The organism is Kiritimatiellaceae bacterium, assembly GCA_013141415.1.
Lineage (GTDB): Bacteria > Verrucomicrobiota > Kiritimatiellia > Kiritimatiellales > Tichowtungiaceae > Tichowtungia.
Genome location: JABFQY010000005.1, coordinates 66,147 through 89,538 on the forward strand (window position 1 = coordinate 66,147; position 23,392 = coordinate 89,538).

Consider the following 23,392-nt stretch of genomic DNA (forward strand, 5'->3'; position numbering starts at 1 on the left):
TTATGAGCGCACAAAAAACCTATCCCATTCGCTGTCCGCAGTGCCGCCACGAGCAGAAGGTGGAACTTTATGAGTCCATCAATGTGACGCAGCAGCCGGAGCTTAAAACTGCGCTGTTCGAAAACCGTCTGAACCGTATCGTCTGCGGATCGTGCGAAGCGTCGTTCCGCATCGACAAGCCGCTGCTGTACCACGACCCAGAGCGCAATATTCTGATTCACTGGATGCCCGACACGGTGGTTTCGCGCGAAGAGATTCTCGATGAGTTTGATAAAGGCATGGAAGATCTGCGCGCCGCGCTACCGCCGGATATCGAACCGCCGCGCGTGCGGCTGGTTTTCACCCGCGCCGAGCTGGTCGAGCTGATTTTTATCATTGAAGCGGGGATGGAGGAGCGGGTGGTGGAATATATTAAATACACCATTCACACGCAGAATTCGGGTCGCGTGCCGCCCGCCACGAAACAATTGCTGCTCAATGTACAGGATTCAACCGCCGACGAATTGCTTTTTGCGGTGCAGAATACGGAGACGTTTGAACTGGAGGACGTTTTACGTTATCCGCGCGCGGCGTATCACAACATCCGGAAGCTGTATAAAAAGAATCCGGAGGAGTTTACCGAGCTGTTTCCCGGACCGTACATCAGTGCACGCGGTGCGCTGATGGCCGAAGAAGATTCAAATGAGCAATAATCAATTCTCAATCAGCAATGCTCATTTGAACATTGAATATTGTTTATTTGGTCAGTTGTTTCAGCGCGTTTTCGGCTGAGCTGGCCCATGAAGTTCCGGCGTTTTCCGCCAGGAAATCTTCGAGCACGATGCGTGCGTCGCTAATCTGTCCGGCCTGTTCCATGCAGCGTGCGACGCTCAGGATGGCGATCGGATGCAGATAGCTGGTGCTGTGTTTTTTGGCGAACTCAGAAAATTGTGCTGCTGCGCCAGCGAAGTTGCCATCGGCTTCTGTACAGTAGGCTAGACCCAGTTCCGCCACCGGACGCAGATCGTGGTTGTTATATTTTTTCAGGAAGCGTTCGTATTGAACGCGGGCCTGCGCCGGGTCGCCGGAGTTAAAGAAAAGTTTGGCCAGATTGAGCAGGGCGATCGGGCCGGTTGGAGTGGAACCGTATTTGCTCACCACTTCTTCAAGCTGCTGAGGAGTCCGGGCGGACATCAGCATCTGTTCGGCTTTAGCCAGATTGGAGGCTTTATAATTTGCAAAACCTCTGGACGCGATCACGGCGATGATTGCAGCGAGAAGCCCTGTGCCGATCAGTTTGCCGTAGCGTTTCAGGAATCCGAGAACTTCATGCACTTCCTGTTCTTTAAGTGCCTGTTTCTTTAGCAGATCCTCATGTCCCGGGGTATGTTCACGATCCATCATAGTCAAACTCCTGTTTTGAAGGCGGGTACTCTTATCTTTTCAGCCGCATGATTCAAGCGCGTACAGCTCCATAATCCGGTCGGCGGTCTGTTCGTCGGTCAGCCCGTCGGTGTTGACGAGGTGCTTAATGGATTCATAAAGCGGTTTGCGCCGCGCCAGCAGCGCTTCGATCTGGCTTTTCTTGTCGCCGGAGAGAAGCGGGCGGTTAGTGTCTTTTTCCACCCGTTGAAAAACGGTGGCTGGCGATGCGGTCAGGCAGACGACCAGTCCGCTTTTTTCAAAATCGGCAATATTGTCCGGATTCAGCACGATGCCGCCGCCGGTGGAGACAACGATTCCGTCGCGGTTCGACAGCTCTTTGACCAGCTCACGTTCTAATGCACGGAAGGCGGCTTCGCCGTCCTGAGCAAAAATTTCGGAGATTGGCTTCCCCTGACGGCTTTCGATGATCGAATCCATATCGACCAGTTCCAGTCCAGTGCGTTTTGCCAGTACGCGGCCTGTCACTGTTTTGCCGGTTCCCATGAACCCGATCAGGATGATGTTCTGTTTTTTCATCTTTCTTCCAAAAAGAAAACGCCCCGAAGCTTCGGGGCGTTATACAGAAGCGAAACCGCTAAAACCAGCCTTAGGCTTTGGTTTTCTGCAGTGCTTCGCGGATGTCTTTGTTGGTCATCCGGCGAAGGACGGCTTCAGTGATTCCGGCTCCGACCAGACGTTTTTTCTGCTGGGCGATACGGTAGCGCTTGGGGCCGGCTTTTTTAGTCGGACGGCGAAGCGGTTTTTTACGCATTGAACGGCGAATTCTCATTTTTCTTCTCCAAAGGCTTATCGTTTTTAAACGAGCGGTGTAAGCTACACAGGCCGGTTGAGTGAATCAACTTAAAAAAGGAGCTTTTCCATGGCCCGTATAAAACTTGAAATGCCGAGCGTCTATCCGTTCAAAACCGAACTGACCGTCCGTATCACCGACATCAACTATGGAGGGCATCTGGGGAATGCCGATGTACTGGCCTTAATGCACGAAGCCCGCGTCCGCTTCCTGAAATCCTTCGGCTACAGCGAAATCAACGTCGAGGGGTTCGGCACCATCATGCTCGACTCGGTTGTCATCTATAAAGCGCAGGCGTTTGCCGGTGATGTGTTGCAGATCGAGGTGGCCGCCGGGGACTTCAGCCGTCTCGGGTGCGACATCTTTTACCGCATGACCCGCAAAGAAACCGGCGCGGAGATCGCGCTGGCCAAAACCGGCATCGCCGTTTTTGACTACGCCAACCAGAAGCGCGTTTCGCCGCCGGAAGCTTTTGTCAAAAAACTCGGCGGATAATCAGGGCGCTTTTATTTGTTTCCCAAGGTTAGAGAAACCGTTTATAAAGCAGGCTTTCCAACGGGAGAAGAAAAATGGATGAACTGCTCAAACAGCTGAAAAACAACGCCAAAGAGAGCCCCGAAAATCTGGCTAAACTGCTCGGCACCACCGTGGCTGAAGTCAACGCCAAGATCGCCGCCTACGAAAAGTCCGGCATCATTCAGGGCTATCAGGCCATCATCAACGAAGACAAGCTCGACGGCGCGCCCGTCACCGCCGTCATCGAAGTCCGTCTTACCGCCGAACGCGAAGGCGGCTTCAACCGTACGGCGGAACGTATCAGCCGTTTTCCAGAAGTCCGTTCCGCCTTCCTGATGTCCGGCGGTTACGATCTGCTCCTTTTCGTTAGCGGAAAAACCCTGAACGAAGTGGCCAGTTTCGTCAGCGAAAAGCTTGCGACGCAGTGCGGCGTCGTCGGCACCGCGACCCATTTTATGCTCAAAGCTTACAAGAAAAACGATGTCCTCATGCGTGGATCCGATGAAAACGAACGACCCCAAATCTCTGCGTAACCGCATCGCCGGCCACGTGCGCGACATTCCGCGCTCCGGTATCCGCGACTTCTTCGACATCGTCAGCACCCGTGCCGACGTGATCAGTCTCGGCGTCGGTGAGCCGGATTTTGTCACGCCCTGGCATATCCGCGAAGCCGCCATCACGGCGCTGGAGCAGGGCGTTACCAGCTATACATCTAATTTGGGCCTGCTGGCTCTGCGCAAAGAGATTTCCGGCTACGTCCAGAAAATCACCGGCGTTACCTATAATCCGGAAAATGAAATCCTGATCGCCGTCGGTGTCAGCGAAGCGATGGATCTGGCCGTTCGCGCGCTGATTGAACCCGGCGACGAAGTGCTTTACCACGAGCCGTGCTACGTTTCGTACAGCCCGGTCGTGATTTTTGCCCACGGCGTGCCGGTCAAAGTCGAGACTTCCGCCGAAAACGGATTCAAACCGACCCGCGCCCAGCTCGAAGCCAAGGTCACCAAAAAGACCAAACTACTGATGCTCAACTTTCCGACCAACCCGACCGGCGCGGTTCTTACGAAACAGGAAGTTGAAGAGATTGCCGCCTTCGCCATCGAGCACGACCTGATTGTCCTCACCGACGAAATCTACGGCGAACTCACCTACGACCAGCAGCACATCAGCCTGCTTTCCGTTCCCGGCATGAAAGAACGGACGGTTTACCTGCACGGCTTTTCCAAGGCCTGGGCCATGACCGGTTTCCGCATGGGCTTTTCCTGCGCGCCGCCGGAACTCACCGAAGCCATGATGAAAATTCATCAGTACACCATGCTTTGCGCGCCGGTACTCAGCCAGAAAGCCGCCATCGAAGCGCTGCGCGATCCGGAACGCGATATTGCCGGAATGCGCGACTCGTACTGCGTACGCCGCAACTACATGCATGCCGCCTTTCAGGAAATGGGCATCGACTGCCATTTGCCCGGCGGAGCCTTCTACATGTTTCCGAATATCGAAAAATTCGGACTGTCGTCCTACGACTTCGCCATGAAACTGCTCGAAGCGGAAAATGTCGCCGTCGTCCCCGGAACCGCCTTCGGTTCCTGCGGGCAGGGCTTCGTCCGCTGTTGCTACGCCACCGCGCTCGACGACATCAAAGAAGCCATGACCCGCATCGCCCGCTTCGTCTCGAAGTTGAAATAATTCCGCGATCAAGGATCGCGGCTACAATTTTTCTGTGGGTGCGGACGGTGGCTGCACACCCAACCGGGTTTTTCATTCGCCTTGAAAACAACAAGGTTCGGCTCTATAAAGCGGGCATGACAACGGTAAAAGAAATTGAGAGCGCGGTGGAGCATCTTCCACCCAAAGATTTAAGCCAGTTTCGTAGCTGGTTTGAAGCGTTCGAATCTGCGTCATGGGATCGGCAGTTTGAAGCGGATGCCCTCAACGGACGTCTTGAGTCGCTGGTTAACGAGGCTCGCGCCGAATACAAAACGGGAAAAACCTCGTCGCTGTGAATCACCAAGCCACATCCCGTTTCTGGGCCTGCTACGAGCAGCTTCCGGCGGCGGTGCGCGATCTGGCCGACACCTCCTTCGATCTGCTCAAAGAAAATCCCCGTCATCCATCATTGCACCTCAAGAAAGTGAATCAACTGTGGTCGGTGCGTGTCGGCAGGAGATATCGGGCTCTGGCGGTGCAGGAAGAAGATGCCTTGATCTGGTTCTGGATTGGAACCCACGCTGAATACGACCGGTTGATCGGCTGACATCAGGAAGCCATGACCCGCTTCGCCCTCTTCGTCTCGAAATTACAGGGCGGGGGGCTTGACCCCGCCGCAAACCGCGATCGCGGCATTATTCAGTTGCCCGAACTTTCACGCGGCAGGGTTGGTTTTGATGACATTTTGCAGGAACGTTTTTGCCAAAGTCTGCTGTGTGCCAACCAACTTTTTGATAGGGCCTCCGGTAATCTGATCTTTGGTTTCCCAGTCATATATGGCTTCGACGGTTCCGGTGATTTGGTCATTATCAACCGATGTAACGATGAGTTTTACAAGGAAGCTAAATCCACCAGTGATTTTGAATTGGGCAATGTCCCCTTGTGATGGCATCACAAGGTTTTTCCAGTTGGGGTTTGGTATCCAAGCGTTCATATTAATTCCCGAAGTCCTTAAACCCTGACGATAGAACACCGTCTTCTTTGATTTTTTTGTTTGAGAACTTAACGTTGATACTATGAGGGTTTTTTAATGGCGGGGTGCCATCCTCCCCAGCCGTTTTCATCCTGTTTTCTATTTCATTCTGAAAATAGTTCTGCGCGATTCCTTTATCATCGGCTGTAATTTCAACTTCAATTTCTGCTCTTACAGTATATTTCATAATATTGTCCTTGGTTATGATGTTTACTCCGCCATGTTCACGTTGACTCGGTAAAACCGTTGTTGACCGATGTTGTAGTCTTTGAGATTCAGCGGCGAACCGGAGCCGGGGAGGGTGACGAGCGGTTGCCAGAAACCTTCTGTCAGCGAAGTGCGGTATTCAACTGTGTAATCCCGTCCGGTGGCGGTGGTGAAATAGATTCCGGCATAGTTATTGGTAACCGGAGCGCGGCATAGAAATTCGAACCGCGACAGCGCGTTGGTCGGATCGGTGCCGAACCGGTATTCCTGATACGCCGTATAGCCGTCGTTGTCGTTATCCGCCGACGCAACCGCACCGGTGGCATGGCCGTAATACTGGTCCGCCCAAGTGTCTGGAATCCCGTCGCTATCCAGATCGCCGGACAGTTGCCAGTTCCATGTGATGGACGAATTCAGATTGGTCAGCACAATCAAGCCGGTTTTATTATCATTTCCTGATGCCGGGACAGCTCCGGTTCCCGTCCAGCCAATACAGGTGTAGTTCGTGCCGTCATTGCTCGCAACCGATACTGCGGAACAGGGCACAGAGGCTCCATATGCGTAAAGATTGGTTCCGGAGGGCGGTTCATATGCCCCAAAAGGATTGTCTACAATCAGCTTTAGTCCGGTTGTTCCGATAACATCTTTGGCTACAATTACGCCGTCGCTGATGACATTGACCGACTGTGTATGTATTCCTTCTGATAAAGGGGTATAACGAACAGTAATATTTTGACTGGTACCGGACGCGAGACTGTATGTGTTGGAGGCGGATAAAGGTTCAAATTCCGACAGCTGAAAATAATAACCACTACTGATACTGTCCATGCGCAGCTTCGTAGCAACCATACGCACATAACGAGCTGATACAGCGCCATTGTTAAATATATGAGTAACGATGCCGGTTGGGTTTGGCTGATTAATATATGAAGCTCCTGAAACAGCAGCCCAGATAGTGCCATTCGTGCTGTATTCAAAAAAATAATCAGATGGATATCCATTGGGCACTTCGCCATTAAAACGAGCTGTTATGCGAACCCCGGCAACCGAAACTATCTGTTCAAAATTTAATTGAATCCACTCTGTTTGGCTGGCTGATAAATGGTGAACTGAAGACCAGTTTCCAAACGAACCATAGACGACATTAGAAGCGGCCCAAGAAGATGAATAAGTCGAAGATGCTGCGGCGGCCATGTTCAGTGAACGATAGTCTCCGGTAGTGATGATGCTGTACGGAGCATCTGTGCAGACTGAATAAACCAGCGGGGAGTCTCCGGTATTTTGCACGGTAAAAATCTGATCGGCGGATTCTCCAGAGCGAACGATCCCGAAGTTCCGGCTATCCGGAGTCGCATTATACGCTGTTGCATAAACAAAACCTCCCAACAAAACCGGAAGCAGATAGGAACTCCATGTACATTTTTTCATCGGCGATACTCCTTGTTTGCGGAGTCCGCCCAAAAAAAGAGCGCGAACTCCAAGTCCACATCTCATCTGAGGTATCGCCAGACACCTTGTCGGAAACATGAACAAGGAGCCGCGCCCACAGGGGCGCGTTCCCGTTCAGTTCGTTTCCGACATAAAAACTGGCGATTTTCAGATGAAACAACACTGCGCGTTAACGCATTTAAAATTTTTGATTATTGGTTATTCGATATTTGCTCGTTGGTTCCTTTTTAAAAATGATGCTTTTGCACCACAGGAGCCGAAAATAGTCCGCCGCGCCGGTTTTGGATAGGCTTTTCAATGGGAAATTTGGTTCTGGAGTGCGGCGGCAAGTGTAACGCGACGCCGCTTTGGACGGGGAAAGCGGCCTCGCGCCTGCGGCTTGCGTCCGCACTCCAAAAAATGTTTCCAAACCTTGGAAAATTGGTTTGTCGGCTCTGCGGTTCGTGGTTAAATCCAGCGTTAACTAATTTCCCAAACAGGAGCACTCATGACAAAGATTACACGGGCGCTGTTGAGCGTCTCAGACAAAGCCGGAATTGTTGAATTTGCCAAGGCGCTGGCCGCGCGCGGCGTCGAACTGCTTTCAACCGGCGGAACCGCCAAAGCGTTGCGCGACGCGGGCATTACCGTCAAAGATGTCTCCGAGTTTACCGGCTTCCCGGAAATGCTCGACGGCCGCGTCAAGACGCTGACGCCGCAGGTTCACGCTGGTCTGCTTCATTTGCGCGACAGCGAAGAGCACATGGCCACGATGAAAAAGCACGGCCTTCAGCCGATCGATCTGGTTTGCGTGAATCTCTATCCGTTCGAAGCCACCATCGCTAAAGCCGGCGTACCGCTGCACGAAGCCATTGAGCAGATCGATATCGGCGGCCCAACGATGATCCGTTCCGCTGCCAAAAACATGAAGTTTGTTACCGTCATCACCGATCCGGCTGACTACGCCCGCGTTCTCGAATCCATGGATGCCAACGGCGGCGGCACGACCGAAGAACTTCGCTTCGAACTCGGCCAGAAAGTTTTCGCCCGCACGGCGGCCTACGACGCCACGATTGCCGGGTATCTTGCCGGACAGATGAAGACCGCCGCGCCGCGCCCGTTCGTTAAAACCGCCGCCAATGGCGTCGAACTGCGCTACGGCGAAAACGCCCACCAGAAAGCGTGGCTCTACACCAATCCGCTTTCGGACGAAGCCTGCATCGCCCACACCGATGTCCTGCACGGCAAGGAAATGAGCTATAACAACTATGTGGACGGCGAAGGGGCGCTCGAAGCGGTTAAAGAACTTTCCGGCAAGCCCGGCGTGGCGGTGATCAAGCACACCAATCCGTGCGGATTCGCCACCGGCGCGACGCTGGCCGAAGCCTTCGAAGCCGCCTGGAACGGCGACCCCGTTTCCGCTTTCGGTTCCGTGATTGCGGTAACGCAGAAAGTCGATATGGCGACCGCTGAACTTCTGAAAGGCCGCTTTATCGAAGCATTGATTGCGCCGGATTTCGAACCTGCCGCGCTCGAACTGCTCAAAGCCAAGAGCAAAAATATCCGTCTGCTCAAACTGCGCAAGCCGATGTCTAAAGCCGCGCCGCGTAAAATGATCAAAGATATCAACGGCGGCATTCTGGTGCAGGATGTGGACACCGACGCAATTGCCGAGTGGAAGGACGTTACGAAGACCGCGTTTGATCAATCCAAGCGGGCGCTGGCCGAATTCGGTATCGCCGCCGCCAAGCATACCAAGTCGAATGCCATCATGGTGGTGCAGGAATACAAGCCGGGACAGTTCCGTGTGCTCGGTATGGGCGCCGGTCAGCCGAACCGTGTAGATTCGCTGCGCAAGCTGGCCGTTCCGAAAGCAGTTGAAAATCTGAAGCTCCAGAACCCGAAAATCACTGAAGCTGAAATCGCCAAAACCATCGGCGAATGCGTATTTGTTTCCGAAGCGTTCTTTCCGTTCGCCGACAGCATCGACGAAGCCCACGCCGTCGGCGCGCGCTTTATCGTTCAGCCCGGCGGCTCGATCCGCGACGACGAAGTCATCGCCGCCTGCGACAAATACGGCATCGCGATGGCGTTTACCGGAATGAGACATTTTAAACATTAGAAATTTCTGGAGTGCTCCAGCAAACGCAGTGCGACGGAGCTTTGAAAGCGGCCTCGCGCTTTGCTTGCGGCCGCACTCCAAAACAGATCAAGGAGAATTCGTATGGCCCAAACATGGTTTAAGCTTCAAAACGGTAGTGATGTGCGCGGCGTTGCGCTTGAGGGCGTACTCGGCGAGCCGGTCACGCTGACACCCGAAATCGTTCGTCCGATCGGCTATGCCTTCGCGCAGTGGCTGGCGGAAAAGAAAGGCGTTCCGACCGATCATCTCAAAGTCGTCGTCGGCAACGACTCCCGGCTTTCAGCGGAAAAAATCAAAATGGCGGTTTTTCAGGGATTGGAAAAGGCTGGTTGCAAAATGGCCGACAGCGGACTCTCTTCAACGCCTGCCATGTTTATGGCGACGGTTTTTGAAAACCACGCCTACGACGGTTCGATTATGCTGACGGCTAGTCACCTGCCGTTCAACCGCAACGGGCTGAAATTTTTCACTCGCGACGGCGGACTCGAAAAGGCCGATATCAAAAAGATTCTGACCATCGCCACGGAGGCTGGCTCGGCCACCTTCAAGCCGGTGAAGAAAGTCGTGAAGATCAATCTGATGGACGATTACTCCGCGTCGCTGGTCGCTGCGATTCGCAAGGGCGCGGGGCAAGGCGATAAACCGCTGGCCGGACTGAAAATTATTGTCGATGCCGGTAACGGCGGCGGCGGATTTTTTGTGGACCAAGTGCTGAAGCCGCTGGGCGCGAATACCAAAGGTAGTCAGTTTCTCGAGCCGGACGGTTCGTTCCCGAACCACGCGCCGAATCCGGAAGATGACGTTGCGATGGCGGCGATCATTGACGCCGTTAAAAACAATCAGGCAGATCTCGGCATCATTTTCGACACGGACGTGGATCGCGCCGGCGCGGTCGATAAAAACGGCGCGCCGATCAACCGCAGCCGCTTTATCGCGCTGATGGCTTCCATCGTACTCGAAGAGCATCCCGGCTCGGTCATCGTGACCGATTCCATTACCTCGACCGGTTTGAAATACTGGATCGAAGAAAAACTCGGCGGCGTTCACCACCGCTTCAAACGCGGCTACAAGAACGTCATCAACGAATCCGTTCGGCTGAACAGCGAAGGTAAAGAGTCGTGGCTGGCGATGGAAACTTCCGGCCACGGCGCGCTGAAAGAAAACTATTTTCTCGATGACGGCGCGTACCAGATTGCCAAAGTGCTGATCAAAGTCGCACAGCTCCATGCCGCCGGTAAAGGTTCGGTGGACGAACTGCTGGCCGGTGTGCCGGAGCCGAAGGAAGTCCGCGAGTTCCGCGCGAAAATCAAAGCGGAAGATTTCGGTGCCTACGGCGGCGACGTGCTCAAAAAGTTTGAGCAGTTTGTGGCTGACGAACCGGGCTGGTCGCTTACGCCGAATAACTACGAAGGCATTCATGTGACGGTTGACGCGGCGCACGGCAACGGCTGGGCGCTGTTGCGTAAATCGCTGCACGATCCGGTGCTGCCGCTGAACATCGAAAGCGAAGAAGATAGCGGCGTGGCTAAAATCGCCGCGCGGATGAAAGTTTTCCTGTCGCAGTTCGATCAGCTCGAACTGCCGAAAATTTGGTAAGCGGAGGATTCTTATGAGCCGGACGGTGCTGGTGACTGGAGCGACGCGCGGCATCGGGCGCGAGGTGACGAAGCAACTCTGCGAGCAGGGATTTACTGTTTTTGCCACCGGACGCGATCAGCAGTTACTGGACGATCTGAAAAAAGAAACCGGCTGTCTCGGCGCGGTTTGTGATCTGGCGGATTCAGATGCAGTCGTCGCTTTGTACGCGACGGCGCAGAAGGCCCTCGGACAGATTGATGTGCTGATCAACAACGCAGGCTTTAATCCCGGCAAAGAACCGCTGACGAAAGTAGATGTCGCCCGGATCGATGCTTCATATGCCGTTAACTTGCGTGCGCCGTATTTGCTCTGCCGCGAAGCGCTCAAGGAAATGAGTGCGCGCAAAAGCGGCCATATTCTGAATGTGGTCAGCACGGTCGCCCGCACCAGTCTGGAAAACTATTCGACGTACAGCACGATGAAGTATGCGCTGCACGGCTTTACACTTTGCCTGATTAAAGAGGCGCGGCAGTTTGGTGTTAAGGTCACCGGCGTTTATCCCGGCGGAACCGATACCGATTTCCGGACGGAAGAGCGTCCGGACTATATGCGGCCGGAATCCGCCGCGCAGATGATCGTTCATTGCATCAATGCACCGGCGGATGTGGTGGTACACGAACTGGTTTGCAGGCCGATGATTGAATCAAACTTCTGATATTGGAAAGGAGCGTGGTTATGAGTTTTCGTTGGGGAATTATCGGTTGCGGCGGAATTGCACATGCTTTCGCCCGCGGAATACAGTCGCTGCCCGGCACGGAACTGGTTGCCGTTGCGTCAAAATCGTTAAGACGGGCGCAGGATTTCGGTCTTGAACACAGCGTGCCGCAGGCCTATGGCGATTACGAAGAAATGCTGACCAGCGAAAGTCTGGACGCGGTGTATATCGCCACCACGCATAACTTTCATTACGAGAACGCCAAACTCTGTCTGAATCACGGACATTCGGTGCTGTGCGAAAAAGCCTTCACTGTGAATGCCAAACAAGCGGCGGAACTGATTGCGCTGGCGCGGACAAAAAACCTTTTCCTGATGGAAGCGATGTGGACGCGGTTTTTGCCTTGTATCGTCAAGCTGCGCGAGCTGCTCGCTGATGGCGCGATTGGTGATGTGACGCACTTGAAAGCCTCCTTTGGCATTCGCACAAAGAAATTGCTTCCGTGGCAGCGCATGCGAAGTAAAAAACTGGCGGGCGGCGCGCTCCTTGATCTCGGTATCTATCCGGTTTCCTTTGCCCGTATGGTATTTGGTCGTCCGCCGGCGGAAATCACCAGCCGCGCGAAGATCGGCTGGACCGGCGTGGATGAAACCTCAGAATATTTTTTCAGTTATCCGAACGGCGCCCGCGCCGAACTGTTTGCTTCGTTCCGGAAAGCCGTGCCGCACGATGCCGTGCTGACCGGTACAAAGGGATCGATTCATATACCTAATTTCTTTCATCCGCATCGCATGACCATCACCCGTCATGGTGCCGCGCCGGAAACGCTGGAAATACCTTATGCACCGACCGGCTACCAGTATGAAGCCGTCGAAGTTGCCGCCTGTCTGAATGACGGACGTATCGAAAGCGCCGTGATGCCGCTCGCCGAAACCATCGAAATCATGCGGACGCTCGACACGCTTCGTGCTCAGTGGAAGATGAAATATCCCGGCGAATAAGGCCGGTATTTTGTCCGCCGGACGTTCTCCGGCTGTCTTGAAAAGAAATTCTATACGGCGGGTTGCAATGAGCGAAGCAAATGCGCTGGCGGTATTTGAAAACTATAAAATTCGGCGGGTGTACGATGAGGCGGCGGAAATCTGGTTTTTTTGGTGATCGATGTGGTCGCCGCGCTGATTCAGCAGCCGGACTATCAGGCCGCCCGGAACTACTGGAAAGTTCTAAAAAACCGGCTGACAAAAGAAGGCAGTCAATCGGTTACAAATTGTAACCGGTTGAAAATGGTTGCCGAAGACGGGAAGATGCGATTTACCGATGTGGCTGATCCGGAAACACTTCTGCGGATTATCCAGTCGGTTCCGAGTTCGCGCGCCGAACCGATCAAGCTGCCGATGGGCTCCGGCGCGACACGAAGGTTGGAAAGAAACTTGGCGGCTCTGCGCTTTCGGCCTTTGGATTGGCTCACAGAGCCAACGCTACAGTGTAGAGTCGGCTCTATGAGCCGATTGCGGCGGAGCGGTTGCTCGGGAGTTTTTAGCCACAAAAAACACAAAAAGCTGTGGAGCGGGGAGTCCTTGTGGGTTTTTGGTGGCGAATCCCCGGGTTCGCCTTCCTAAACATCGGAAAATCGGGTTTGGCATCCCTCTTCATTCGTGTACATTTGCGGCCTCTTTTGAAAAAGGAATTCCTATGATTTACCGTATTGAAATCGGACTGAAACAGGGTGTACCGGATGCACGCGGACGCGGCGTGATCGGCCGGGCGAAAAGTGCGCTCGGCATGAAGATTAAAGCCTGCCAGACGCGCGACGTTTATAAAGTGGACGCCAATATTAAGCGCGCCGAAGCGAAAGCCGTTCAGCTCGGCTTTGCCGATGCTGTAGTCGCCCGTTCCGCCCTTGGCCGTCTGAAAGCGCCTGGAACTTTCGACTGGATGCTTGAAATCGGCTTCAAGCCGGGCGTGACCGATAACGTCGGGCGCACCGCCCGCGGCGCGATGGCCGATATTCTCGGCCGCGAACTGGCGTGGGAAGAGCAGGTTTACACCTCACTTCAGTATTTCCTCAAAGGCGACCTGACCCGCGAAGATATTTTGCATCTCGGCAAAGACCTGCTGGCCAATACGCTGATTCAGACCATTCAGGTTTTTTCCAAAGAAGAATGGCTGGCCGCCGAGCCTGACCTGACCGTTCCGGCCTTTACCGATCATCAGGAAATCAAAGTCAACGTCATCGAGCTGCCGGACGACGATGCCGCGCTGATGAAGATTTCCAGCGACGGCATCCTGTCGCTCTCACTCGACGAACTGCGCGTGATCCGTAATCACTACTTGAGTGATTCTGTGAAAGCCCATCGCGCCGAACTCGGCATGCCCGTCTGGCCGACCGACGTCGAACTGGAGTGTATCGCCCAGACCTGGTCGGAGCACTGCTCTCACAAGGTGTTTGCCGGAACGATCGAATACAAGGACGAAGAAACCGGCAAAGAAGAGATCATCAACTCGCTCTACAAAACCTATGTCAAAGCTTCGACGAAGAAGGTGGCTGAGAAAATCGACTGGCTGGTTTCGGTCTTCACCGACAACGCGGGCGTAATCAAATTTAACGAAGACCTCCATCTGGTCTATAAAGTTGAAACCCACAACTCGCCGTCGGCGCTCGATCCGTTCGGCGGTTCGATGACCGGTATTGTCGGCGTCAACCGCGACCCGATGGGCACCGGTATGGGTGCGCAGCTGGTTTCCAACGTCTGGGGCTACTGCCTCGGCTCGCCGTTCTATGATAAAGAAATTCCCGCCGGCCTGATGCATCCGCGCCGCATTCGCGACGGCGTGCACGACGGCGTAATCGCCGGCGGCAACGAATCGGGCGTTCCGTACAGCCGCGGCTTTGAATGTTTTGACGAGCGCTACCTCGGCAAGCCGCTGGTTTATTGCGGCACGATGGGAACCCTGCCGGTCAACGTCGGCGGACGTCCTTCCGAGCGTAAAGAAATCAAGGTCGGCGACTGGACTGTCATGTGCGGCGGCCGTATCGGCAAAGACGGTATTCACGGCGCAACCTTTTCATCCGAAGAACTCCGCACGGAATCGCCGGCGCAGGCGGTGCAGATCGGCGACCCGCTCACCCAGCGCAAGCTCTACGAATTCCTGATGGAAGCGCGCGACCTCGGTCTCTTCCGCTGTATCACCGACAACGGCGCGGGCGGCATTTCCTGCTCGTTCGGCGAAATGGGCAAATATTCCGGCGGCTGCGAGTGCGAACTCAAAGACGCGCCGCTCAAATATGAAGGACTCCAGCCGTGGGAAATTCTGGTTTCCGAAGCGCAGGAGCGCATGACGCTGGCCGTGCAACCCGAATGCCGCGACGCGTTTGAAAAATTGGCCAAACAACGCGATGTCGAAGCCGCCTTTATGGGCAAATACAACGACTCTGGCTACTTCACCGTGAAGTACGACGGCAAAGTGGTCGCCAGTCTCGACATGAATTTCCTCTACGAAACCGGCTGTCCGAAACTCCACATGAAGGGCGTCTGGAAGAAACCCGAAATTCCGGTGCCGGAAAAAGCGCGCGGCGGAAACCGCACCAAATCGCTCCGGCAGATGATGGGCCGCCTGAACATTTGCTCTCGCGAATACAAGAGCCGTATCTACGACGGCGAGGTCAAAGGTCTTTCCGTGGTGAAACCGTTTGTCGGCGTCAACGCCGACGTGCCGTCCGACGCGACGGTCATGCGCATTGAATACAACAAGGATCGCGGCGCAATTCTGGCCGAAGGGATCAATCCGTGGTTTTCCGATATCGACACCTACCACATGACCGCATCGGTCATCGACGAATCAATTCGCCGCGTCATCAGCGTTGGCGGACGGCTCGACCGCATCGCCATTCTCGATAACTTCTGCTGGCCCGATCCGGTGCAGTCACCCAAGACGCCCGACGGTGAATACAAGATGGCACAGCTCGTCCGCTCCAACAAAGCGCTCTACGACTACACCATCGCGTTCGGCACGCCGGCGGTTTCCGGTAAGGACTCCTGCAAGAACGACTCGACGCGCGGCGGTAAGAAAATCTCCATTCCGCCGACGCTTCTCATCTCCTCGATCGGTCAGATCGATGACGTGCGTAAGGCCGTTACCATGCCGCTGAAAGAAGCGGGCAGTTTGATCTACATGGTCGGCGTGACGAAGAACGAGCTCGGCGCTTCGGAGTGGAACCGCATGCTTGCTGAAGAGCAGGGCAGTCCGTGGAACTACGGCGGCGACGTGCCGACCGTGGATGCCAAAGCCGCGCTGGCGATTTACCGCGCGATGAATCAGGCGGCTGATCAGGGAATTCTGCTTTCGTCGCATACGCCGTCGAAAGGCGGACTGGCTGTCGGCTTCGCACTCATCTGTATGGGCGGCGGACTCGGCGCGGAAATCGATCTCGCGAAAGTTCCGACCCCTGGAAAGCGAAAACTCAAAGACGACCAGATTCTCTTCTCGGAATCCAACAGCCGTTTCATCGTTTCGGTAAAACCGGAAAACGTCGCACGGTTTGAATCGCTGTTCGCCAACCTGCCGGTCGCGCAGATCGGAACCGTCACCGCCGACAAAAAGCTGATCGTCAAAGGCGTTAAAGGTGCAACGCGCATCGACACCGATCTCGAAATGCTCCGCAAACCGTTCAAGAAAACGCTCTACGGCATTTAATGAATGTTTTGCTCCAGCACGGAAACGGCTGGCTTCGATTTGCGGAGCCGGTCGAAGTGCTGACGGCGCGCACATCGGATGAAGTTTATGAATGTCTGAAGAAAATCGAAACCAGCGGACTGTGGGCCGCTGGCTTTGTTTCCTACGAAGCCTCCGTCACGTTTGATGATGCGCTGAAAACTCATGTGCAGGGCGGGCTGCCGCTTTTGCAGTTCGGGCTGTTTAAAAATGTGGAGCAGACATCCCTGTCTGCTCAAATGCACAGGCAAGGATGCCTGCGCCACTATCAGCTTGGTGAGTGGAAGCCATCGGTGTCGCGGGGCGAATACGGCGAGGCGATCACGAAGATCAAAGAGCACATCGCGGCAGGCGATACCTATCAGGTCAATTATACCTTCCGGCTGAACGCGGAATTTTCCGGTTCGCCGTTCGACTTTTTCTGTGATCTGGCCGCCGCCCAGCAGGGCCGCTACGCTGCATTCATTGAAACGGATGAGTTTGCGATTTGTTCGGCGTCGCCGGAACTTTTCTTCGAACTCAACGACGGCGTGATTACTTCCCGGCCGATGAAGGGAACTAAGTCCCGTGCGCTGACGGCGGTAGCCGACCGCGCCGCCGCCGAAGCGTTGAAGAATTCGGCGAAGGACTGCGCGGAAAACATCATGATCGTCGATATGATCCGTAACGATATCGGCCGCATCGCCGAGGCCGGTTCGGTCGAAACGGTTAGCCGGTTCGATGTAGAAAAATATCCAACCGTCTGGCAGTTGACTTCCACCGTACGGGGTCAGGCCTTGACTTTTGCTAAACAGCAAAAGTCAAGGCCTGACCCCCTCCCGGTATTTAGGGCGCTGTTTCCTTGTGCGTCCATCACCGGTGCGCCGAAGGCGAAGACGATGGAGATTATCCGGAGTTTGGAAAAGTCGCCGCGCGGTGTTTATACCGGTGCAATCGGGTTTATCGCGCCGGACGGCGCGGCACAGTTCAGCGTAGCAATCCGTACAGCCGTAGTGGATCGGATTAATGGATCGGTGGAGTATGGGATTGGTGGAGGAATTGTGTGGGATTCCAATCCGGAAGATGAATATCGCGAGGCGTTGTCCAAGGCGGCGATCTTGACGAAGAAGATGCCAGAGTTCCAGCTTCTGGAAACAATGCGTTGGGAAAATGGAGAAATCTTTTTGCTGGAGCGGCATTTAAAGCGGCTGGCGGAGTCGGCTGAGTATTTTGATTTTGAATGTGATCTGGCAAATATCCGTAGCGCATTGAATGAATGCTGTAGGCCCGGTGACCCCACCGGGCGGACGCCGTGTGAGGGCACACGGCCTACAAAGATTCGCCTGTTATTAAACCAGAGCGGTGCATTTGAAGTTCAGACCTCTGAAATACAACGCGGTGAGGGCACCGCGTCTACGTTGGCGATCGCGAAAGAGCCGGTCGATTCCGGCGATGTGTTTCTTTATCACAAGACGACGAACCGCGCTGTTTACGAAAAAGCGAAGGCCGATTTCCCTGAGGCTAACGATGTTCTGCTGTTCAATGAGCGCGGCGAGGTGACGGAGAGTTGTATTGCCAATGTGGTGATCGAGCTGGATGGACGCAAGGTGACTCCGCCGGTTTCCTGCGGATTATTGGCAGGGACGTTTCGCGATGACCTGCTCGAACGGGGTGAAATCTGCGAGCAGGTTATAACATTGGATGATCTCAAGCGTGCAGATGCAATCTGCCTGATAAATTCTGTTCGCAAATGGCGGAAGGTTTCTGTTAACTGGGCGGCCTTATGAAACCTAAGATTTTGATTATTACGGGCTACGGCGTGAACTGTGAAGCGGAGTCGGCGCGGGCATGGGAGCTGGCAGGCGGCGAACCGGTTAAGGTTCATCTGAATGACCTGCTGGACAATCCGGCGCAGATGCGCGGCTTTCAGGGGTTGATGTTCATCGGCGGCTTTTCCTACGGCGACCACATGACCAGCGGCCACGTTTTTGCCCTGCGGGTGAAACATCATCTGCGCGAAGAACTCCAGAAGTTTATCGACGATAAGAAAATCATCCTCGGCGTCTGCAACGGTTTCCAGACCATGACGAAGATCGGTCTGCTTCCAGGGCTGAACGGCGAATACTTTGCGCCGAAGGTGTCGCTGATGCAGAACGACTGCGGCCACTTTCAGAATTTCTGGGTCAACCTGAAGTTTGAGGCCAAGTCGCCGTGCATCTTCACTAAAGGATTCGACACGATGCCGCTGCCGGTCCGCCACGGCGAAGGCAAGATTTTCACCACCGACAAGACGGTGATTGAACAGATCGAATCGCTCGGCTGCGCCGCCGCGCGCTATGCGGACGGCTTCGGCAGTCCGACCATGGACTTTCCGGCCAATCCGAACGGCTCGCTCAATGCGATTGCCGGACTATGCGACCCGACCGGACGCATCTTCGGCCTGATGCCGCATCCCGAGGCTTATCTTTTTCCGGAAAATCATCCCAACTGGGATATTCAAAAACTGAACGGCACGCTTCCCGCGCAGGGGCTCGGCCTGAAGTTCTTCGAGAACGGCGTGAAGTATCTCGCCGGAAAGTAGGACAGCCATCTTGGCTGTCCAGACAGGCTTGAAGCCTGTCCTACGTTGATTTTCCCAAAAGAGGCATTGACGGAACGGGGCTTTCCACGTAAAACGCCCGCTTGCTTAGGGGATAGGCCCACCATACTAAAGGAGAAATACCATGGCAGTTATTGATTTCGGCGGCACAAAAGAAACCGTCGTCACCCGCAAAGAGTTTTCGCTGGCGAAGGCTCGCAAAGTTCTGAAAAACGAAGTGATCGCGGTGATCGGCTACGGCGTACAGGGCCCGGCTCAGGCGCTCAACCTGCGCGACAACGGCTTCAACGTCATCATCGGCCAGTCCAAGCAGTTCATGCAGGACTGGAACCGCGCCATCAAAGACGGGTTCGTCCCCGGCAAAACGCTGTTTGAAATCGAAGAAGCGGTTCAGAAGGGAACGGTTATTCAGTACCTTCTTTCCGACGCCGCCCAGAAACTTTGCTGGCCGCAGATTAAGAAAAACCTGAAAGCGGGCGACGCCCTCTACTTCAGCCACGGCTTCTCGATCGTTTATAAAGATCTGACCAAAATCATCCCGCCGACCAACGTCGATGTTCTGCTGGTCGCCCCGAAAGGTTCCGGCCTGAACGTTCGCCGTAACTTCCTGACCGGCGCAGGCATCAACTCCAGCTTCGGCGTATTCCAAGATGCCACCGGCCGCGCCGAAGAGCGCTGCATGGCTCTGGGTATCGGTATCGGTTCCGGCTACCTATTCCCGACCACCTTCGAAAAAGAAGTGACTTCCGACCTCGTCGGCGAACGCGGCGTCCTGATGGGCTGTCTCGCTGGTGTCATGGAAGCGCAGTACGAAGTGCTCCGCAAGAACGGCCATAGCCCGTCCGAAGCGTTTAACGAAACGGTTGAAGAGCTCACCCAGAGCCTGATCCGCCTCGTCGACGAAAACGGCATGGACTGGATGTTTTCGAACTGCTCCGCCACCGCCCAGCGCGGCGCGCTGGACTGGGCTCCGAAGTTCAAGAAAGCCACGCTGCCGGTATTCAATGACCTCTACAAAGCGGTCAAAACGAAATCCGAAGCCAAGCGCGTGCTGAAAGTCTGCGGCGCCAAGGACTACAAAGTCCGTCTGACCGCAGAACTGAAAGCCATCCACGACTCCGAAATGTGGCAGGCTGGTGCAGCTTCCCGCTCGCTCCGTCCGAAAGGCGAAGCCAAAGTGATTGCCAAAGGCACCAAAGGTGTCGGCGGTCGCGCCACCAACTAAAGTCTGACTCCATCAGACGACGAAACGGGCTCTCAATCGAGAGCCCGTTTTTTTGTGAGGCTTGTGGGGCCATTCCTAATCGGTCTGTTTTGCAAAATCAGCTGAGAATAGATATTTCAGGCGAATTCGAACTGGTACATCATTAATAGCTGGAATGTAGGGATGTGTCGTGACGACTGCCTCTATTCGATCTTCAAATGGGCAGTTCGTACACTTCCGAATATTTTTGACGGTCAGAATATTATTGGTACTTAGTATGTGCCTGCTGATTAACTCCGGCCCGCTCCACGTCGGGTGTATCGGGCTAATTTTATAGTAATCGATTTCTGATCCATATCCCGGTGGTGCATTAACTCCCGAAATATACATATCACTCGTTAGCACGTAATGCTTCCCAATGAGGGAGCTGTATTCTGGAAGACGGCTGATATCTTTGTATCTCGCGATACAGCCGTTCAGCAACAGCAGGACGAGACAGATCAGTTTTTTCATTCGGATGCCCTTCTGTTTGTTGCGGCCGAAGGGTAGGAGGCTGGCGGGCGGCTGTCAATTCGCATGAATGTAGACGCGACGCCCTCGTCGCGTTGTCTGTTGAGGGGGGGGACGCGACGAGGGCGTCGCGTCTACGCTTCCAAACATTGGGAATCCAGCCCCCGGCCCAGTCATCAATCCACCCTTCCAGTATTCCATTCTCCACCCCCGGTTTTTTATTGGATATTGCAGTTTACAAGGGCGGGGGGCGTCTATATATTGTCGCGCTCAACGATAGAAGTAGTAAGAAGAAGAGAGTTAAGAAGGAGCCGTAAGTGGATACAGCAGTTAAAGCGGAAACCAGAAAAGAATATCAGCGCAGCGACCGGGATACCGGATCCGTTGAAGTGCAGGTTGCACTGCTGACGAAGCATGTAGAAGCACTCACCGTGCATCTCCAGAGCCACAAAAAGGACAACAGCACCCGTCGCGGTTTGATCACCATGGTCAACAACCGCAAAAAGCTGCTGAGCTATCTGTCCAGAACAGATAACCCGCGCTATAAAGAGCTGATTCAGCGTCTTGGTTTGCGCCACTAAGAATACCGAGGACGGCCCCGTTCACGACGGGGCTGTTTTGTTTCCGGGGAATCCCCCGTTCCAACACAGCGCCCTTTGCGGGCCGCCCGTTAATCCACCTCAGAGGCACGCATCCGCCTCGCCCGGCTCCCGGAAGTCATGGATGCAGAAGGAAAAAGAGAAATGAAAGATACAGTCAAAATACAGTTCGAAGTCGGCGGCAAGCCGATGTTCTTCGAGTCCGGCCTCCTTGCACAGCAGGCAGCCGGCGCAGTGAGCTGCGGCCTGGGCGATAACATCGTCTTCTCCGCCGTTACCGCCACCAATACCCCCCGTGAAGGCGTGGATTTCTTCCCGCTTCAGGTTGAATACCGCGAAAAATTCTACGCCGCAGGCCGTTTCCCCGGCGGATTTTTCAAACGCGAAGCCCGTCCGTCCGAAAAAGAAATTCTGACCGCCCGCGTCACCGACCGTCCGCTCCGTCCGCTGTTCCCGAAAGGGTATTGCAACGACGTGCAGATCAATAACATGCTGCTCAGCTGCGATGGCCAGATCGACACCGACTTCCTCAGCGTCAACGCTTCCAGCGCCGCACTGACGCTTTCCGAAGTTCCTTTTATGGGCCCGATCGCCGCCGTACGCATCGCCCGTGTCAACGGCAAGTTTATCGTTTGCCCGACACACGCCGAACTTGCTCAGGGCGACCTCGACCTGACCTACGCCGGAACCGCCGCTCTGCCGCTCATGATTGAAGGTAGCGCCAAGGAAATCAGCGAAGCCGATTTCGTCGCCGCCATGAAACTGGCGCACGAAGCGATTCAGCCGATCATCAAAGCCCAGCTCGAACTGCGTAAGCAGCTCGGACTGCCGGAAAAGAAAGTCGAAATTGCCGTCGCCGACGAAACCAAGCTGGTGAAAGCCCGCGAAATCGCCGGTGCCGAGCTGCTCGCCGCTCTGGCGACCAGCGACAAACTCGCCCGTCAGGAAAAAATCAGCGCGATCAAGAAGTCGCTCAAAGTCAGCCTGCTCGCCGTGTTCCCGGAAATGGCCGACAACGAATATTTCCACCTGTTCGACGAACTCGAAATCGAAACCCTCCGCAAAAACGTGCTCGAACACAAGACACGCGTTGGCGGACGTGGCTTCAACGAACTGCGCGAACTCAAAGCGCAGGTCGGTGTACTGCCGCGCGTTCACGGTTCGGCGGTGTTCAACCGCGGCGAAACCCAGTCGCTGGCGATCGTCACGCTTGGCCCGAAGAAAGATTCGCAGTCGATCGACGCCGTAACCGGCGGCGAAACCGAAAAGAACTTCATGCTGCACTACAACTTCCCGCCGTACAGCGTCGGTGAAGTCGGACGTCTGGGTAACACCGGACGCCGCGAAATCGGCCACGGTAATCTAGCCGAGCGCAGCCTGCGCCCGGTTCTGCCGGACAACTATCCCTACGCCGTGCGCCTTGTTTCTGAAATCATGGGCTCCAACGGTTCGTCCTCCATGGCTTCTGTTTGCGTAGGCACACTGGCTCTGATGGATGCCGGCGTTCCGATCAAGAAACCGGTCGGCGGAATTTCCGTCGGTCTCTTCACTGGCGACAACGGTAAGGCTGATCTCGTGCTCGACATTCTCGGCACCGAAGACCATTGCGGTGACATGGACTTCAAAGTCTGCGGTACCCGCGAAGGGATCACCGGCTTCCAGGTCGACCTCAAGATCGACGGCCTGCGCTGGGATCTCGTCGAAGGTGCCTTCGAAATGGCCCGCGCCGGACGCATGAAAATTCTCGACTACATGGAAAGCGTCATCGCTGCTCCGCGTGAAGAAATGTCCGAGTTTGCTCCGCGTATCACCGTCATCAAAATTGATCCGGAAAAGATCGGCGCGCTGATCGGCCCCGGCGGCAAAGTCATTCGTGGCATCACCGACACCTACGGCGTGCAGATCGACATCGAAGAAGACGGCACCGTCAACGTATTCAGCGCCGATGCCAACGCCATGAAGGCTGCGGTTAAAGCGGTTAACGCCATCACGGCGGAAGCCGAAATCGGTCAGCTTTACGAAGGAACCGTCCGCACCATCCGCGACTTCGGTGCGTTCGTCGAAATCATGCCCGGTAAAGACGGCCTCGTGCACATCTCCGAACTGGCTGACTTCCGCGTCAACAAAGTCGAAGACATCTGCAAAGAAGGCGACATCATGTGGGTCAAGGTTCTCGATGTGGACCGTGACGGTAAAATCCGCCTCAGCCGCCGTGCGGCCATGGCAGAAAAAGATGCTCAGGCATCCACCACTGACTAATCATCGCACCGGTGTTAGACGAAAAGCCCTTCCGTTCGCGGAGGGGC

24 protein-coding genes are annotated in these 23,392 nt (G+C 54.9%); 18 read left to right on the forward strand and 6 right to left on the reverse strand.

Features of this window, described 5'->3' with window-relative positions; all coding sequences use genetic code 11:
• Nucleotides 1-2: 2 nt before the first annotated feature.
• Nucleotides 3-692, forward strand: a complete 690-nt coding sequence (locus tag HOO88_07435; GenBank protein ID NOU36586.1) for a hypothetical protein — start codon at nucleotides 3-5, stop codon at nucleotides 690-692.
• A 43-nt stretch (nucleotides 693-735) separates the two neighbouring features.
• Here HOO88_07435 and HOO88_07440 read toward each other — a convergent pair whose 3' ends face one another.
• From HOO88_07440 to HOO88_07450, 3 genes are all read right to left on the reverse strand, one after another.
• Nucleotides 736-1,383, reverse strand: a complete 648-nt coding sequence (locus tag HOO88_07440) for a tetratricopeptide repeat protein (protein ID NOU36587.1) — start codon at nucleotides 1,381-1,383, stop codon at nucleotides 736-738.
• A 39-nt stretch (nucleotides 1,384-1,422) separates the two neighbouring features.
• On the reverse strand, nucleotides 1,423-1,941 hold the full coding sequence (locus tag HOO88_07445; GenBank protein NOU36588.1) for a shikimate kinase: 519 nt from the start codon (nucleotides 1,939-1,941) through the stop codon (nucleotides 1,423-1,425).
• Between the two features lie 70 nt (nucleotides 1,942-2,011).
• A complete protein-coding gene (locus tag HOO88_07450) occupies nucleotides 2,012-2,176 on the reverse strand; it encodes a hypothetical protein (protein NOU36589.1) in 165 nt (54 codons plus the stop codon).
• A gap of 108 nt (nucleotides 2,177-2,284) precedes the next feature.
• Here HOO88_07450 and HOO88_07455 point away from each other — a divergent pair, with 108 nt between their 5' ends.
• The 6 genes from HOO88_07455 (at nucleotide 2,285) to HOO88_07480 (ending at nucleotide 5,324) form a co-directional block, all read left to right on the forward strand.
• Nucleotides 2,285-2,710 (forward strand): thioesterase family protein, encoded by a 426-nt coding sequence (locus HOO88_07455; GenBank protein NOU36590.1) that lies wholly within the window; start codon nucleotides 2,285-2,287, stop codon nucleotides 2,708-2,710.
• A gap of 74 nt (nucleotides 2,711-2,784) precedes the next feature.
• Entirely contained in the window at nucleotides 2,785-3,264 is a 480-nt protein-coding gene (locus HOO88_07460) for an Lrp/AsnC family transcriptional regulator (protein ID NOU36591.1), read from the forward strand.
• A complete protein-coding gene (locus HOO88_07465) occupies nucleotides 3,233-4,417 on the forward strand; it encodes an aminotransferase class I/II-fold pyridoxal phosphate-dependent enzyme (GenBank protein ID NOU36592.1) in 1,185 nt (394 codons plus the stop codon). The genes HOO88_07460 and HOO88_07465 overlap by 32 nt, the downstream gene beginning before the upstream one ends.
• A gap of 116 nt (nucleotides 4,418-4,533) precedes the next feature.
• Complete coding sequence (locus HOO88_07470) at nucleotides 4,534-4,734, forward strand: hypothetical protein (protein ID NOU36593.1); 201 nt, start codon at nucleotides 4,534-4,536, stop codon at nucleotides 4,732-4,734.
• Nucleotides 4,731-4,985 carry a hypothetical protein gene (locus tag HOO88_07475; GenBank protein ID NOU36594.1) on the forward strand — a complete coding sequence of 85 codons (255 nt, stop codon included), beginning with the start codon at nucleotides 4,731-4,733 and terminating at the stop codon, nucleotides 4,983-4,985. The genes HOO88_07470 and HOO88_07475 overlap by 4 nt, the downstream gene beginning before the upstream one ends.
• Before the next feature lie 12 nt (nucleotides 4,986-4,997).
• Nucleotides 4,998-5,324, forward strand: a complete 327-nt coding sequence (locus HOO88_07480) for a hypothetical protein (GenBank protein NOU36595.1) — start codon at nucleotides 4,998-5,000, stop codon at nucleotides 5,322-5,324.
• Between the two features lie 49 nt (nucleotides 5,325-5,373).
• Here the strand turns inward: HOO88_07480 and HOO88_07485 are convergent, their stop codons facing one another.
• Both HOO88_07485 and HOO88_07490 read right to left on the reverse strand, forming a co-directional pair.
• Nucleotides 5,374-5,598 carry a hypothetical protein gene (locus HOO88_07485; GenBank protein NOU36596.1) on the reverse strand — a complete coding sequence of 75 codons (225 nt, stop codon included), beginning with the start codon at nucleotides 5,596-5,598 and terminating at the stop codon, nucleotides 5,374-5,376.
• A gap of 23 nt (nucleotides 5,599-5,621) precedes the next feature.
• Entirely contained in the window at nucleotides 5,622-7,046 is a 1,425-nt protein-coding gene (locus HOO88_07490) for a hypothetical protein (GenBank protein ID NOU36597.1), read from the reverse strand.
• Between the two features lie 97 nt (nucleotides 7,047-7,143).
• Between HOO88_07490 and HOO88_07495 the strand changes: the two genes are divergently transcribed.
• From HOO88_07495 to ilvC, 9 genes are all read left to right on the forward strand, one after another.
• A complete protein-coding gene (locus tag HOO88_07495; protein NOU36598.1) occupies nucleotides 7,144-7,356 on the forward strand; it encodes a hypothetical protein in 213 nt (70 codons plus the stop codon).
• Nucleotides 7,357-7,554: 198 nt separating this feature from the next.
• Nucleotides 7,555-9,168, forward strand: a complete 1,614-nt coding sequence (gene purH, locus HOO88_07500) for a bifunctional phosphoribosylaminoimidazolecarboxamide formyltransferase/IMP cyclohydrolase (GenBank protein NOU36599.1) — start codon at nucleotides 7,555-7,557, stop codon at nucleotides 9,166-9,168.
• 102 nt (nucleotides 9,169-9,270) lie between these two features.
• Complete coding sequence (locus HOO88_07505; GenBank protein ID NOU36600.1) at nucleotides 9,271-10,785, forward strand: phosphomannomutase/phosphoglucomutase; 1,515 nt, start codon at nucleotides 9,271-9,273, stop codon at nucleotides 10,783-10,785.
• Nucleotides 10,786-10,798: 13 nt separating this feature from the next.
• The gene (locus HOO88_07510; GenBank protein NOU36601.1) at nucleotides 10,799-11,482 is read left to right on the forward strand and encodes an SDR family oxidoreductase; all 684 of its coding nucleotides are present in this window, start codon (nucleotides 10,799-10,801) and stop codon (nucleotides 11,480-11,482) included.
• Between the two features lie 20 nt (nucleotides 11,483-11,502).
• Nucleotides 11,503-12,483, forward strand: a complete 981-nt coding sequence (locus HOO88_07515; protein ID NOU36602.1) for a Gfo/Idh/MocA family oxidoreductase — start codon at nucleotides 11,503-11,505, stop codon at nucleotides 12,481-12,483.
• A 691-nt stretch (nucleotides 12,484-13,174) separates the two neighbouring features.
• Entirely contained in the window at nucleotides 13,175-16,177 is a 3,003-nt protein-coding gene (locus tag HOO88_07520; GenBank protein NOU36603.1) for a phosphoribosylformylglycinamidine synthase, read from the forward strand.
• On the forward strand, nucleotides 16,177-17,961 hold the full coding sequence (pabB, locus tag HOO88_07525) for an aminodeoxychorismate synthase component I (protein ID NOU36604.1): 1,785 nt from the start codon (nucleotides 16,177-16,179) through the stop codon (nucleotides 17,959-17,961). The genes HOO88_07520 and pabB overlap by 1 nt, the downstream gene beginning before the upstream one ends.
• Nucleotides 17,958-18,755, forward strand: a complete 798-nt coding sequence (locus HOO88_07530; protein ID NOU36605.1) for a phosphoribosylformylglycinamidine synthase subunit PurQ — start codon at nucleotides 17,958-17,960, stop codon at nucleotides 18,753-18,755. Before pabB ends, HOO88_07530 begins: the two co-directional genes overlap by 4 nt.
• 142 nt (nucleotides 18,756-18,897) lie before the next feature.
• Nucleotides 18,898-19,998, forward strand: a complete 1,101-nt coding sequence (gene ilvC / locus HOO88_07535) for a ketol-acid reductoisomerase (protein ID NOU36606.1) — start codon at nucleotides 18,898-18,900, stop codon at nucleotides 19,996-19,998.
• 75 nt (nucleotides 19,999-20,073) lie between these two features.
• Here the strand turns inward: ilvC and HOO88_07540 are convergent, their stop codons facing one another.
• Nucleotides 20,074-20,490 carry a hypothetical protein gene (locus HOO88_07540; GenBank protein NOU36607.1) on the reverse strand — a complete coding sequence of 139 codons (417 nt, stop codon included), beginning with the start codon at nucleotides 20,488-20,490 and terminating at the stop codon, nucleotides 20,074-20,076.
• A 314-nt stretch (nucleotides 20,491-20,804) separates the two neighbouring features.
• On the opposite strand from HOO88_07540, the gene rpsO reads away from it, so the two are divergent.
• The gene (rpsO, locus tag HOO88_07545; GenBank protein NOU36608.1) at nucleotides 20,805-21,068 is read left to right on the forward strand and encodes a 30S ribosomal protein S15; all 264 of its coding nucleotides are present in this window, start codon (nucleotides 20,805-20,807) and stop codon (nucleotides 21,066-21,068) included.
• Nucleotides 21,069-21,230: 162 nt separating this feature from the next.
• A complete protein-coding gene (gene pnp / locus HOO88_07550) occupies nucleotides 21,231-23,345 on the forward strand; it encodes a polyribonucleotide nucleotidyltransferase (GenBank protein ID NOU36609.1) in 2,115 nt (704 codons plus the stop codon).
• The last annotated feature ends 47 nt before the right edge of the window (nucleotides 23,346-23,392 follow it).